Below are 12,750 nucleotides of genomic sequence, written 5' to 3' on the forward strand. Positions count from 1 at the left end.
TGGGTCAGTTCGGCTCGTCGAAGAGGGTCTGCTCGCCGGGGTCGGTGAACAGTTCCATCTGTCGTACCGGTTTCGTCGTCGGCGGGGTGGTCAGCTCGCCATGGTCGACCTCCATCGGCGCCGGGTCCGGCTCGGGGACGCCCTCGAGGCGCCCGCCGAACCGGTCCGCGAACGCGTCGTCGACGGTCCGAGCGAACGCGAAGAGCTGCTCGAGCATGTCGATCAGGTGCTGCGGGACATACGGATTCGCGAGCACCGACGCCCACGCCTCCACCCGGTCGGTGGACAGCGTGAACTTCAGGTGCGGCCAGCGGCGGTTCAGGTCGGAGATCAATTCGCTCGCCCGGGTCCGGTCGCTGACGTCGCAGACCAGCGGCACCCGCACCTGTACCTCGCCGCCGTCGAGGTGCGGGCCGACGAACCCGACCACCCGCCCGAGCGCGAGCAGGAAGTCGCTGTGGCCGTCGTCGCCGGGCGGCTCGTCGAACAGTCGCGCCAGGGTCAGCGCGACGAGCTCGTAGAGGTGTTCCTCGTCGCGCGGCACCACCGCCGCGCTCAGATCCAGCTCGAACACGTCCTCGTCGTCGAGGCCGACCGGTTCGATCGCCATCGCCTCGATGGTGCCGACCGCCTCGATCCGCAGGAAGCTCGGGTGCGGCACGCTCCACGTCTCGCGGAACACCGTGACCGCCATCGCGGCGAGCTGGTCGGCCCAGTTCGCCGGCTTGTCGACGAAGAACGCGGGCGACCCGGCGTCCGGCTCGTCGTCGGGCTGACGGGTCGGCCGGTGCCAGCCCAGCTCGACCAGCCGGTCCTCGTCCACGGCCGACAGTCGATGTCGCGGGTCGAGGTAGGCGTTCGACGGCACCTCGCAGCGCACCTCGCCGGCTCCCCAGGCCAGGAACTGCACGCACGGCACGAAACCCTCGACCGACGACTCCTCGCCCAGCTCCAGCGCGAGCAGGTCGTCCTCGCGCATGGCGGCGATGATGTCGGCAAGCCGCACCTGGAACTCGGTCCAGGCGCGCTCGACGCTGGTGTCGAACCCTTCGAACCCGGCCATGATTCCCCCTCATGTCTCGCGTCACGTGCCGACCGCCGATCTGCTTGACGTGCCGACAAGACAACGCTAGCGCGGACCTCGGACAGATTGCCGGAGGCGGCGCGGACGGTCGGCGTCGGTGTGGCGAGTCGAACTCGGGCGGGGTGTGGCGGGTGTTGCCGGTGAGGCTGGAGGGCCGCGTGATCCCGGTGAACGTGCAGGTGGCGGGGTGATTTCGTTTCCCGCTGACGTGATTGGCTGCGTCGCGAGCGTGCAGTGGCATCGAAACGTCGGGAACGGCGCGGGCGGGCGCTGCGTCTGTTTAGGTGGATCGGTCTGGAATCTCGAGGGGGTGTCGGGTGCGGGGGATGCTCGTGATCGGGGTCGTCGGCGCCGGCCTGCTGTTGGCCGGGTGCGGATCGGGGGAGACGGATGGCAAGGCCGATGCGGCCGGGGCGGCGGGGGAGCCGGTGTTCAGCCCGTGTGACGACATTCCTGATGATGCGGTGACTGCGATCGGTGTGGATCCCGCGACCCAATCGCGCGACATTCTCGGGGTCAAACAACCAGGCTGGAACATTTGTGGTTGGAGTGGACAGCGGTATTCGGTGAGCGTCTTCGCAACCAACTACAAGCTTCAGGATGTTCGGTCGAACAGTAAGAACGAGGAGTTCGCCGACGTCGTTCTCGGCGGGCGAGTGGGCGTCCAGTATCGGGATGTCGCGGACTCGAGCCGTGAGAACTGCGACGTAGCCGTCGAGTCCGGCGGCGGAGCTGTGCTGGTTTCGGTCGGGTTCCACGTGCTGACTAAGCCAAGAGATGCTCAGGAGCCGTGTGACGTCGCCGTGCAAACTGCTCGAACACTCCTGCCCGTGATACCCGAGTGATCCTCAGGTCGATCGAGAGAAAGGTGCGGGGCTATTTCCGAAGGTAAGGAAACGAATTGGGCATCAGTCGGATCCAGCGTTGATGCGGGTCAGCTGTATCTTGCTCCCGAGGTGGCAGCGGGGTGTGCAGTCCGTTGCGGTGAGCTGGTGGCTGAATTGAATGGCCTGCGCGATCGTGCGCGAGAGCTTGCAAAGGTCGAGGGATTCGGTTCCCGACTGCGAAGTGGAATCGCGCTCGCAACCAAGTTCGAAAAGAAGGCAACCGGCGGCGACTACCCGCTGGACCGCGCAATTGCTGACCACATCGAAGTCGTCCAGCAGATGCAGAACGTCTTCGAGCAGATCGAGGGGAAGTACTCGTCGGCAGAGGAGTTGGGAAAGAGGGGGATCACCGCCGCTGGCGCCCCGTTGTCGGGATAAACCCGTGTGCCGGCGGAACCGGTCAGGACCTCGCTGCGTCTGTCTGAGTGAATCATCCGAATCTTGTGAGGGGGCGTCGGGTGCGCGGGAGGGTCGTGGTCGGTGCGGTCGGCGCTGCCTTGCTGTTGGCGGGCTGCGGTTTGGGGTCGGTGGATGGCGAGGCTGATGCCGCGGGCGTCTCGGCGGGGGAGCCGACGTTCAGTCCGTGCGACGACATTCCCGACGAGGCGTTGCGGGCGACCGGGGTGGATCCGGCAACGGAATCGCGAGACATTGTCGGGGTCAAGCAGCCGGGCTGGAACATCTGCCGGTGGGACGGAACCGGATACACGATGGAGGTCTTCGCAACCGTCCACACCTTCGAGGAAGTCCGCTCCAACCCGCGGAATACCAACTTTCAGCCTCAGCAAGTTGGAAATCGCGACGCTGTGTCGTACCAAGAGGTATCCGATCACAGACGTGAAAGCTGCGATGTCGCAGTCCGCAGTGGAGGCGGCGCGGTACTCGTCCGGGCCAATCTGCACACGGCGGACCCGTCGCCGGAGGATCGGTGCGCGATCGCCCTCCGAACGGCGCGCCAGTTGGAGTCGTATGTCCCGCGATGACCGTGTTGCCTGGGATGAGTTCGTCGTCCGTGAATGGGGAGCGAATGGCAGGCAATGAGAAACCGCAATGGGACTCTCTCGCCACGGATGCGGCGACGGGTCACCTCTCCGTGGACCGAGAAACGGCCAATTGCTGCGCACAGCGTTGCTCTGAGCTCTCGACAGAGCTGGAGCAGATCAAGATTCTCGCGAGAGGTCTGTCGAGCGTGAACGGATTCGGCACTCTGCTCCCATCCGGCGTCACCCTCACGTCCAAATTCGAGAAGAAGGCCGCTGGCGGCGACTACTCGCTCGACCAGGCAATCGCGGACCACATCACAACCGTTGAACAAATGCAGCGCGTGTTCGACGAAATCGAGGCCAGGTACGGGGCTGCCGACACCGCGGCCACACGGGGGATCGAATCGTCCGGCGCAGGTCTGACCGACAGGGGGAACTGACATGGGAATTCCGAGTCTCGACGACCTGAAGGACCGCCTCGGCGAGTTCGCCACCGACATCGGCGAACTCGCGCACCACCCCGGCAACAAGATCGTCGACATCGTGTCGGGCTACGACCTCAACGAGCGCAGCCGCGTCCGCGACGAACAGGAGGCGGGCAACGCCGAGCGCTCCGACATCCACGGCACGCAGTCGGACCTGCGCGGGCGATTCGGCGGCGCATACGACCCGCCGGCGATCACCGCTCCGGAGAGCTTCGACTCGATGTCGCACGCCGAGATCAAGGCCGCGGTCGACGAGATGGCGGTCGGACCGATCCGCGCGAGCGCTCTTGGCTGGACCCGGATCGGGGACTCGCTCGAGCAGGCGCTCACCGGCTTCCGGCGCGACATCTCGACCCTGATCGGCGCCGGCTGGGAGGGCATCGGTGCCGACAAGGCGAACGAGGCCACCGCGAAGTACAGCGAGGCGTCGAAGAACCTGGCGGTCGCGGGCAAACTGATCGGCAGCAAGGTCGCCGAGGCCGCGACCGGCATCGCGCAGGTCAAGGCGACGGTGCCGCCCGTCGAGCAGGGTTCGGTGCTCGGGGCCGCCCTCGAGGTGGCCCTCCCGCCGGCCGGCCTGATCAAGGCCCTGCTGCACGGGCGGGACGAGGCGCACCAGCAGGCCATCCAGGTGATGAAGACCGTCTACACGCCGGTGATGCGGCAGGCCGACACCAACGTGCCGGTGCTGCCGACCCCGTTGAACGTCGTCAACGGCATCGACCCGTCGCCGGTCCCGCAGCCGGGCGCGGGTGGCGGCGCAGGGGCTGGGCCAGTGTCCGGCCCGCCCGGCTCTTCCGGCGGCGCCTGGCCGCAAATCGCGAACCAGGGCGACCACCGGCTCGGGGCGACAACCACTCCGGGCGCCCCCGACGACGCGACGACGGCGGGCACCGGCAACAACCCGCTCGGTGGCGGCGACGCCACCACCGTGCAGTCCGCCTCGAGCCCGAATTCGAGCCTCGCCCAGAGCGATCCGTCGTCCGGCTCGACCAGGCCCGCATCCGCACCCGCATCCGACGGTGCGGGATCCGGAGCGGGACTCGCGGGCGGCCACGGGCCGGGTGCCGGACCGACCGCGGGCACGCACTCGGGATCGCACGGCGGCGCCGGCGCGGGCGCAGGCACACGCGCAGGCACACGCGCAGGCGCCGGGTCCGGCCGCGGCGCGCGGTCGGTGGCCGGCCTCGGCGGCGGAGGGGCGGGGTCGGCCGGCCTCGGCGGCAGGGTCCCGGGCGGACTCGTCGGCGGGATCGCGGGCTCTCCCGCGTCGGCCGGGTCCGGTGCCTCGACGGGGACCGCGGCGGCGGGAAAGGCGGGCGCGCCCGGTGCCGGCATGATGCCCGGCGCCGGGGCCCGCGGCCGCGGTGACGAGGACACCGAGCACAAGACGCCCGGCTACCTGATCAACGTCGACAACGGCAACGAGATCGTCGGCACCCTGCCGAAGGTCGCGCCGCCGGTGCTCGGCGCCTGAGCCGTTTCAGGATCGCGGCTACTTCAGGATCGCGCCGGGATTGAGGATCCCGTCCGGGTCCAGCGCCGTCTTGATCCGGCGGGTCAGCTCCATCACGTCCTCGCCCAGCTGGTTCGGCAGCCAGTCCCGCTTGAGCCGACCGACGCCGTGCTCGCCGGTGATCGTCCCGCCCAGCCCGACGGCCAGGTTCATCACGCGGCCGAACGCCAGCTGCGCCCGATCCACCTCGTCGGGATCGGAGGAGTCGAACACGATGAGCGGGTGGGTGTTGCCGTCCCCGGCGTGTGCGACCACGCAGATCAGCACGTCGCAGTCCTCGGCGATGGCCTCGACACCGGTGATCAGCCGGGGGAGCGCGTCCATCGGCACCCCGACGTCCTCGAGCAGCAGGCTGCCCAGCGCCTGCACCGCCGGGAACACGGCCCGCCGCGCCGCGGTGAACGCCTCGCCCTCCTCAGGATCGTCGGTGGCGAACACCTCTGTCGCGCCGTGACTTTCGCAGGCCGCCACCATCGTCGCGATCTCGTGCGCGGCGGCGGCGCCCGGCGCGTCGGACTGGGCGAGCAGCAGCGCCCGAGCGTTGCGGTCCAGGCCCATCCGCACCGAGTCCTCGACCGCGTTGATGCTGGCGTGGTCCATGAACTCGAGCATCGCCGGTCGCATCGTGCGGGTGATCGCGAGGACCGCGTCCGCGGCGTCCTGCACCGACTCGAACGACGCGACGAGGGTCGACGCAGGCGACTGCGCGGGGATCAGCCGCAGCGTGACCTCGGTGATGATGCCGAGGGTGCCCTCGCTGCCGACGAACAGCTTGGTCAGCGACAGTCCCGCGACGTCCTTGAGTCGCGGTCCGCCGAGTTGCACCGCGGTGCCGTCGGCCAGCACCACCTGCAGGCCCAGCACGTAGTCGGTGGTGACGCCGTACTTCACGCAGCACAGTCCGCCGGCGTTGGTCGCCGCGTTGCCGCCGATCGAGCAGATCTCGAACGACGACGGATCCGGCGGGTACCAGAGTCCGTGATCGGCGGCGGCGGCCTTGACCTCCGCGTTGAGCAGTCCGGGCTGGACCACCGCGACGCGGGTGACCGGGTCGACGGTGATGGCCCGCATCTTCTCGGTGGTGAGCACGATGCCGCCGTCCACCGCGGACGAGCCGCCGGACAGTCCCGACCCGGCGCCGCGCGGGACCACGGGAACGCGGTGCGTGGTGGCCCAGCGCATCACCGCCTGCACGTCCTCGGTGCAGGTCGCGCGGACCACCGCCAGCGGGGTACCCGCGTTCGGGTCGGCGGCCCAGTCCTGGCGGTAGCCGGCCGTCAGGTCCGGGTCGGTGACCAGGGCGCCGTCGGGGAGGATCGCGGCCAGGTCGTCGAGCGCAGCGGGATCAACCGTCGTCATGACTCCATCATGCCGCCTGGGTCCGGGCGCGCCAGCGGTCCATCCGGTGGCCGGGAGGCGCCGGCGAGCGGGCGGCGTACGGTCACCCGCGCTGCTGCGCCAGCAGGGCGGCGATCCGCTCGATCAGCTCGTACGGAATCGGCTTGCCCAGCGGGAACTTGGCCGTCCCCGGACCCGACCTGTACGGCGCCAAGTCCCGCTCGAACTCCGGGCCGCCCGCGGGCAGCGGGTACACGCTGACGTGGTGCTTCCACCCCGCGAAGTACACCAACGACTTGCCGCCCAGGGTGACGGTGGGGATGTCGTAGCTGATCCGCTCGCCCGACCCGGGGACGATCCGGTGGAGTCGCGCGCGGATCTCCTCGAGGATCGCGCGCACGCCGTCGGGGAAGGACGCGATGTACTCGTCCACGGTCGCGAATTTCTCTGCCACGGGCCACCTCTCGTCGACGCGGGCGCTCAGCCCGGGACCACCGCCGTCACCTCGAGCTGATGCACACCGGGCTGGGTGCAGCCGGTCCCGCTGTGCGGCAGGTACAGCGAGTCGTACGCATTCGGCGGGTACACCCGCAGCCCGCCGACGGCGCCGGGCACGCACTGCTGGGACGGGTAGTTCAGTACCTGCACGGCCCGCACGTTCGCGGTCGCGCTCGCTCCGGGCGCCACCGGCACCGGCCCGGTGCCGGAACCGGCGCGGGTCGCCGGGGCACCGACCTGGGTGCCGCCCTCCCCGGTCACGTAGGAGACCCCCGGGAAGCCGTCCAGGGTGCACGTGCGACCGCCGGTGTTGGCGAACACCAGCGGGATCATCACCGACCCGGCCGCGCCCTCGGACTGGCCGGCGGTCAACCGCAGCTCCGCTGCGGTGCACGCGTTCGGATCGACAGCGGGGTGATCGGTCGAGGTGGGCGCGGTGCTCTCGCCGGGCCCGGCGCTGCCGGTCGGTCCACCGCCGGTGCCCGCGGGAGCGGTCTCGGACCCCGCGGGCGGCGCCGCCGTGACCGCCGCCGTGTCGTTCGAGGTGCCGGAACTGCAGCCCGCCAGGGCGAGTGCGAGCGCCGCGGTGAGCACCGCTGCGGATTCCCGAGTGCGCATCGCCGCACCGTCCTCTCTCGGCTGCCCGACCGTCGAGTCGAACCTACCCTCCGCTCAGCGGTGCCCGGCGTGCAGGCAGGCCTCGAACATCGCCCGCACCTCGCCCACGTGTTCGTCCAGGTTCTCGACGGTCCACCCCTCGGTCGACACCGGCGGGAGCACCTCCACGTGCACCGTCCCCGGGTGCGCGACAAGCGAATTGCGCCACATCAGCTCGCCGGCGTCGTGGATGACGATCGGCACGATAGGCACCCCCGCCTGGATGGCCAGGTGGAAGCCGCCCTTCTTGAACCTGCCCAGCCGCGGGGTGGGGGAGCGGGTGCCCTCCGGCGCGATCGCGATCGAGATGCCCGAGAGCAGCTTGTCCACCGCAGGCGCGAGCGCCGCCTTCGCCTTGGTGGTGTCCGACCGGTCGATGTACGCGACGTCCAGCAGCGCCCCGACCGGGACGAACCGCGGGTCGTGCGAGGCCTCCTTCTTCGCCACCCCGGTCACGTCGCGGCGGATCACGCTGCCGATCACCAGCATGTCCAGCGACGACTGGTGGTTGAACATGAACACCGCTGGCCGCTCGCTCCAGGCGTTCTCCCTCCCGGTGATCCGCAGGGTGATCCCGCAGATGGTCAGCGCCACGTCCGGGCCGAAGGTGCCGACCAGGTTCGCCGCCATCTGACGGTTGCGGGTGAGCAGACCGGCGGACGCCCCGACCGCGGCGGTGGTCATCAGCGCCCCGATCGCGGCGGCGGTGCGCGCCGTCGACAGCGGTGTCGCCCCGCGCTGCGGCTTGCTCAGCGTCACCCTCGACCAGCCCCGTTCCCTGGCCACCCGGGTCAGGCCGCGGTCGGGGTTCAGGGCGACCGGCCGCCCGACCGACTCGAGCATCGGAACGTCCTCGGCGCCATTGGAATAGGCGAACGCGTCGGCCAGGTCCGCCCCGCGGGCCTCCGCGTACGCGGCCAGCGCCTTCGCCTTCTCCGGGCCCCACAGCGGTGGGGTGGCGAGTGCACCGGTCAGCATCCCGTCCACGACCTCCGGCTCGCTGCACAGCACGTCGGTGATCTCGAGGTCCGCGGCGACGTACTGCGCCTGGTAGGGCGTGGCGGAGGTGGCCATCACCACGGTGTGCCCGGCCCGCCGGTGCGCGGCGAGCAGGCCGCGGGCCTCGGCGTAGATCATCCCCGCGATCTCCTGGACGAACAGCCGCTGTCCCCACTCTCGCAGTTCGTCGTCCTGGCGACCGGCCAATGCCTGCACCGCGATCTGCATCAGTCCGTCGACGTCGGCGCCGCGGAACTGGGTGTCGATCGCCGCGCCGGTGGTGCGCAGCAGCTCCTCGAGGCTGATGTCGAAGCGGCGCAACCGGTCCCGGTACACCACGCTCGCCGAGTAGCCGGCGATCAGGGTGCCGTCGAGATCGAACGCGGCCAGTGTGCCGGGCCCGGGTGGTGCCGCCGCGATCGCCCGGTGCAGGTCCCCGAGGGCGCTCACCGGTCCGGGTCCTCGGTCAGGTAGCCGGGCTCGTGGGGAAGGTGGCCGTGCTCCTGCAGCTGGTTCAGGCGGGCGTGGGCGAGGGCGCGGATGTGCCGGACCCGTCCGACGAGGGTGTTGATCTCCTCCGCGAATGCCAGTCGGCGCGCCGTGAGGTCGGCCGCGCTCTCCCCCTCGGCCGGCGTCATCAGCCCGCGGTTGCGGGCCAGCCTGAGCGCGGTGGCGAACAGCTCGCCGGAGATCGACTCGCTGCTGGCGATCTGCTGGCGCAGCCGACGCCTCCTGGCCAGGGACAGGCACTCGGTGACGAAGACCTTCTCGTCGAACTTCGCCGCCACCGGGGTGTCGACGAGGTGGTCGGCCACGACCGCGTACGCCTCCAGGAACGGCAGCAGGACACGGTGCGCCAGGTACGGTTTCGCCCCCGTGAGCACCTTCTGGGTGTTCTGGGGTTCGCCGAGGTCGAGCTCCCACCGCGGGTCGATCAGGTCGAGCTCGGTGCGCATCTCCCGCTCGAAGGTGTCGCGGTCACTGAAGAAGAACTCGAACTTGAGCAGGTCCCGGATGCGTTTGGCCTCGGCCCACCCGTCGACGATCGGGTCGGCGAAGCGCCCGTCGACCGCGGCCTGCAGCACCAGTTCCGCGATCGCGCGAACCACGAGGAAGTGAATGGTCGTGTTTCGGTAGAACGCGGCGACGAGGTGCTGATCCTTGCCGAGGTAGAACACCCGGTCGTCGCCCTCGCCGTCGCAGCGCAGCACTCCCGAATCGAGGTGCGTGCGCAGCGCCTGGCGGATCACCTGCGGGTTGGTCAGGTCCACGTCACCCGCGGTCGGCAGCTCGCGCGCGCTGATGTACGCGACCAGTGGCGTGAGCATGAAGGTCAGCTCGGGGATCGTCAGCGCGCGGTCCTCGATGCCGAGGAAGGCCAGCATCACCAGCGAGGAGGCCGTCACCGGGGTCACCTCGTTGATGCGGTGGCAGACCTCGAACGCCGTCTTCTGGATCGCCAGGCGCGAGTCCTCCTCCTGACTCAGCGATTCCGCGAGCGAGAGGGGGCGTCCGATGGTGACGTGCGCGACGCCGGTGCGCCGCCCCTGGGCGCGGACGTAGCCGAACAGCCAGCGCAGGCTCTCCCGCTGCTTGGCCGCGCCGTGCGCCTCGTCGGCCATCGCGCTGACCTCGTAGAGCTGGTCGTAGGTCAGCGACACCGGCACCAGGTAGACGTCGGAGGCCACCGAGGACTGGAAGGCCTTGGCCAGGTAGGTGAGCAGGCCGAAGCGCGGCGGCCGGAGCTTGCCGGTGCGGCTGCGTCCGCCCTCGATGTACCACTCGAGGTTGAACCGCTTGGTCAGCAGGTACCGCATGTATTCGCGCAGGGTCCACTTGTAGACCTCGTCGTCGCCGAACTTGCGGCGGATGAAGACCGTGCCGCTGCGCTTGCTGATCGGACCGATCGGCCAGAAGCTGACGTTGAGCCCGCCCATCACGTGGTTGAGCGGCAGGCCGCCCCCGACCAGCGCGGGCCGCAGCACCAGCGGGTCGAGGTAGGAGCGGTGACTGGGCAGGAACACCAACGAGTGCTGCCGGTTCAGCTCGCGCAGCTCCTCGAAGCGCGAGGTGTCCACGTCCAGGCGGTACGCGCGGGAGAAGTAGCGCCCCAACCGATCCCACAGTGCGACGGCCCGGCGGCTCTGCGTCGCGACCAGCTCGGCGAGTGCCTCGCGGGACCGCTTGTCGACCTCGGCGACGCTGACGTCCAGTCGCTCGGCGAGCTCGCGGACGCCGGCGTGAAAGCGGGTGGTGTCGGTGATCTCGTCCACCACGAACCGCGACACCTTGTACTGCGAGCCGAGTAGTCCGCGTTCGGCGCGCTCCAACGCCAGTGCCGCCTGCCGACGGATGAACTCCGGGAGGGACCCGCCGCCGGAGTCGGCGAGCCGGCGCTCGAGGTCGCTCAGCGGTGCAGGTTCGCCCTGGACCACCCGGCAGCGCTCCGGGGTGCTGCGCAGCGTCCGCCGCTGCGCACCGCGGCCGGGATGCAACGGGTCCCGCGGGGACAGCGCCTCGCGCAGCCTGTGCGAGTTCGACTCCTCCGGCGACCGCGGCAGCCACACCACACGCACGGGCGTGAGCAGTGGGTCGTCCTCGCGCCGGGTCAGGTCGCTCAGGCTCTGGTCGGTGATGACGACGGTCGTCGGGGCCCCGCCGGTCGGGTCCTTCTGCATGCGGAGCCAGGTGCGCAGCACACCCGACTCGGTCTCGGTCATCGACTCGGTGAGATAGACCCGCGGCCGTTCCATGTGCGCAGTCATTGCCCTGCTCCTCTCATGACCTACGCCCCTTCCTCTCGTCCCAGTGCCACGATCTCGTCGAGGCTCTCCTGCAGACAGTCCATGAAGAGCGCGGGTTTGGTGACCGCGGCCGTGTCGAGATTGACCCCGATGCAGCAGGTGCCGGCGTGCGAGACCAGCGTCGCCATCACCGCGCAGCCCGGCGCCGGGCCGAACGGGAACATCCGCTCGATCCGTGCGCCCGCCAGGTACACCGGGACCGGGACCCCGGCGACGTTGCTGGCCTGCAGGTCCAGGCCGGTGGACTGGGAGAGGTACCAGTTCGCCAGCAGCGAGGTGGGCAGCCGGGACAGCAGCGGGGCGGCGAGATCGAGCGCGTCGAGCGCGGGTTCCTCGCGCAGTCCGAGGACGATCGCGCGCACCTGTGCGATCCGCTTCACCGGGTCCGCCTCGGTCGCGGGTCCGGCGAAGCGCACGGCCGCGAACCGGTTGCCACCGGACGGATCCGAGGCGCGGCGCATGTTCACCGGCATCCCCATCGGGACCTGCCCGACCTGCACGCCGAGCTTGTCGTGGTAGCGGGCAAAGCCGCCGAGCAGGGCCGCGACGTACGCGTCGTTGACCGATCCGTGGGCGTCGTGGGCCGCCGACTTGAGCTCCGGCAGCCCGACCTCGAGCACCCCGAACCACCGGCCGAGTCCGCGGTTGCGCAGCAGCGGCGAGCCGGTCGCGGGCGGCGGCGTGACGATGCGGCGCAGTGAATTCGCGTACCCCACTACCTCGGTCGCGGCGCCGACCGGGTTGGTGACGGTCGCGACGGCCGCCCGGACGGCGCCGCCCACGAGGTCGCCGATGCGGCCGGGCGTCTTCTGGATCTCCGAGACCACGTCCTGGCGCATGGCCGTGATGGTGGACAGGTGCTCCGGGGGAGCGGGCAGGCGGTCCGGCTTGTCGGGGGTGGGCTCGGCGCGGCGACTGTGCAGCAGGGTCATCAACCCGATACCGCCCATCCCGTCGGTCATGCTGTGGTGGGTCTTGACGACGTAGACCGCGCGGCCGTCGGGCAGGCCCTCGATGAGCATCGCCGTCCAGGGCGGCCGGGCCTTGTCGAACGGTTCGGTGGCCAGGTGCCGGCACATCCGCAGCGCGTGGTCGAAGTCGGCGGGCTCGGGCAGTCGGACCCGGCGCAGGTGGTAGTCGAGGTCGAACTCGGGGTCCACCGACCACACCGGGTTGCCGAGGCCGAACGCCGGCTCCACCGCCCGCATCCGGATCCGGGGCACGATGTGCGACGCCCACTCGTGCGCCTTGACCAGTCGGTCCCAGTCGGGTGAGCGGTCCAGGACGTCGACCGCGACGATCGGGGTCCGCAGCTGCGGCTGCGCCTCCTCCATCCGCCACATGCCGGTCTCGAAGTCGGACATGGTGCGATCCCAGCCGGCCGCGACGGCGGAGAGGTCGACGTCGACCGCGCTCGGTGGAATCAGCGGATCGCCATCGGCCATGGTCGCACTCCCTCGGTGGTTGAGTCCTGTCCGCGGTCGTCGACCTCAGTCTGT

At 70.3% G+C, this 12,750-nt stretch carries 12 protein-coding genes; 5 read left to right on the top strand and 7 right to left on the bottom strand.

Translation table 11 applies throughout. The features are described from left to right. Positions 1-4: 4 nt before the first annotated feature. The gene (locus ACFXGJ_RS01640) at positions 5-1,063 is read right to left on the bottom strand and encodes a hypothetical protein (protein WP_378615797.1); all 1,059 of its coding nucleotides are present in this window, start codon (positions 1,061-1,063) and stop codon (positions 5-7) included. A gap of 347 nt (positions 1,064-1,410) precedes the next feature. Between ACFXGJ_RS01640 and ACFXGJ_RS01645 the strand changes: the two genes are divergently transcribed. The 5 genes from ACFXGJ_RS01645 (at position 1,411) to ACFXGJ_RS01665 (ending at position 4,916) form a co-directional block, all read left to right on the top strand. Next, a complete protein-coding gene (locus tag ACFXGJ_RS01645; RefSeq protein WP_378615799.1) occupies positions 1,411-1,929 on the top strand; it encodes a DUF3558 domain-containing protein in 519 nt (172 codons plus the stop codon). 147 nt (positions 1,930-2,076) lie between these two features. After that, entirely contained in the window at positions 2,077-2,349 is a 273-nt protein-coding gene (locus tag ACFXGJ_RS01650; RefSeq protein ID WP_378615801.1) for a hypothetical protein, read from the top strand. Between the two features lie 95 nt (positions 2,350-2,444). Further along, positions 2,445-2,954 (top strand): DUF3558 domain-containing protein, encoded by a 510-nt coding sequence (locus ACFXGJ_RS01655; RefSeq protein WP_378615803.1) that lies wholly within the window; start codon positions 2,445-2,447, stop codon positions 2,952-2,954. Between the two features lie 44 nt (positions 2,955-2,998). After that, complete coding sequence (locus tag ACFXGJ_RS01660) at positions 2,999-3,394, top strand: hypothetical protein (RefSeq protein ID WP_378615805.1); 396 nt, start codon at positions 2,999-3,001, stop codon at positions 3,392-3,394. Between the two features lies 1 nt (position 3,395). Next, entirely contained in the window at positions 3,396-4,916 is a 1,521-nt protein-coding gene (locus ACFXGJ_RS01665; RefSeq protein ID WP_378615807.1) for a hypothetical protein, read from the top strand. Positions 4,917-4,934: 18 nt separating this feature from the next. Here the strand turns inward: ACFXGJ_RS01665 and ACFXGJ_RS01670 are convergent, their stop codons facing one another. The 6 genes from ACFXGJ_RS01670 to ACFXGJ_RS01695 all read right to left on the bottom strand — a co-directional run bounded on the left by ACFXGJ_RS01670 (position 4,935) and on the right by ACFXGJ_RS01695 (position 12,696). Continuing rightward, positions 4,935-6,314, bottom strand: coding sequence for an FAD-binding oxidoreductase (locus ACFXGJ_RS01670; RefSeq protein WP_378615809.1), 1,380 nt, complete (start codon positions 6,312-6,314; stop codon positions 4,935-4,937). Between the two features lie 82 nt (positions 6,315-6,396). Continuing rightward, on the bottom strand, positions 6,397-6,747 hold the full coding sequence (locus ACFXGJ_RS01675; RefSeq protein ID WP_378615811.1) for an iron chaperone: 351 nt from the start codon (positions 6,745-6,747) through the stop codon (positions 6,397-6,399). A gap of 26 nt (positions 6,748-6,773) precedes the next feature. Then, a complete protein-coding gene (locus tag ACFXGJ_RS01680) occupies positions 6,774-7,409 on the bottom strand; it encodes a DUF4232 domain-containing protein (protein ID WP_378615813.1) in 636 nt (211 codons plus the stop codon). Between the two features lie 54 nt (positions 7,410-7,463). Further along, positions 7,464-8,897: an HAD-IB family hydrolase gene (locus ACFXGJ_RS01685; protein ID WP_378615815.1), complete on the bottom strand. Its 1,434-nt coding sequence runs from the start codon at positions 8,895-8,897 to the stop codon at positions 7,464-7,466. Next, on the bottom strand, positions 8,894-11,212 hold the full coding sequence (locus tag ACFXGJ_RS01690) for a glycerol-3-phosphate 1-O-acyltransferase (RefSeq protein ID WP_378615817.1): 2,319 nt from the start codon (positions 11,210-11,212) through the stop codon (positions 8,894-8,896). The genes ACFXGJ_RS01685 and ACFXGJ_RS01690 overlap by 4 nt, the downstream gene beginning before the upstream one ends. A 20-nt stretch (positions 11,213-11,232) precedes the next feature. Continuing rightward, positions 11,233-12,696, bottom strand: coding sequence for a wax ester/triacylglycerol synthase domain-containing protein (locus ACFXGJ_RS01695; RefSeq protein ID WP_378615819.1), 1,464 nt, complete (start codon positions 12,694-12,696; stop codon positions 11,233-11,235). Between the last annotated feature and the right edge of the window lie 54 nt (positions 12,697-12,750).

Origin of the sequence: Rhodococcus sp. NPDC059234, assembly GCF_042754225.1 — a bacterium.
GTDB lineage: Bacteria > Actinomycetota > Actinomycetes > Mycobacteriales > Mycobacteriaceae > Rhodococcus_G.

Bases quoted from the DNA above. Each gene is read 5' to 3' on its own strand.
- ACFXGJ_RS01640 (WP_378615797.1), bottom strand. From the start codon at position 1,063: ATGGCCGGGTTCGAAGGGTTCGACACCAGCGTCGAGCGCGCCTGGACC.
- ACFXGJ_RS01645 (WP_378615799.1), top strand. From the start codon at position 1,411: ATGCTCGTGATCGGGGTCGTCGGCGCCGGCCTGCTGTTGGCCGGGTGC.
- ACFXGJ_RS01660 (WP_378615805.1), top strand. From the start codon at position 2,999: ATGGCAGGCAATGAGAAACCGCAATGGGACTCTCTCGCCACGGATGCG.
- ACFXGJ_RS01665 (WP_378615807.1), top strand. From the start codon at position 3,396: ATGGGAATTCCGAGTCTCGACGACCTGAAGGACCGCCTCGGCGAGTTC.
- ACFXGJ_RS01670 (WP_378615809.1), bottom strand. From the start codon at position 6,314: ATGACGACGGTTGATCCCGCTGCGCTCGACGACCTGGCCGCGATCCTC.
- ACFXGJ_RS01680 (WP_378615813.1), bottom strand. From the start codon at position 7,409: ATGCGCACTCGGGAATCCGCAGCGGTGCTCACCGCGGCGCTCGCACTC.
- ACFXGJ_RS01690 (WP_378615817.1), bottom strand. From the start codon at position 11,212: ATGACTGCGCACATGGAACGGCCGCGGGTCTATCTCACCGAGTCGATG.
- ACFXGJ_RS01695 (WP_378615819.1), bottom strand. From the start codon at position 12,696: ATGGCCGATGGCGATCCGCTGATTCCACCGAGCGCGGTCGACGTCGAC.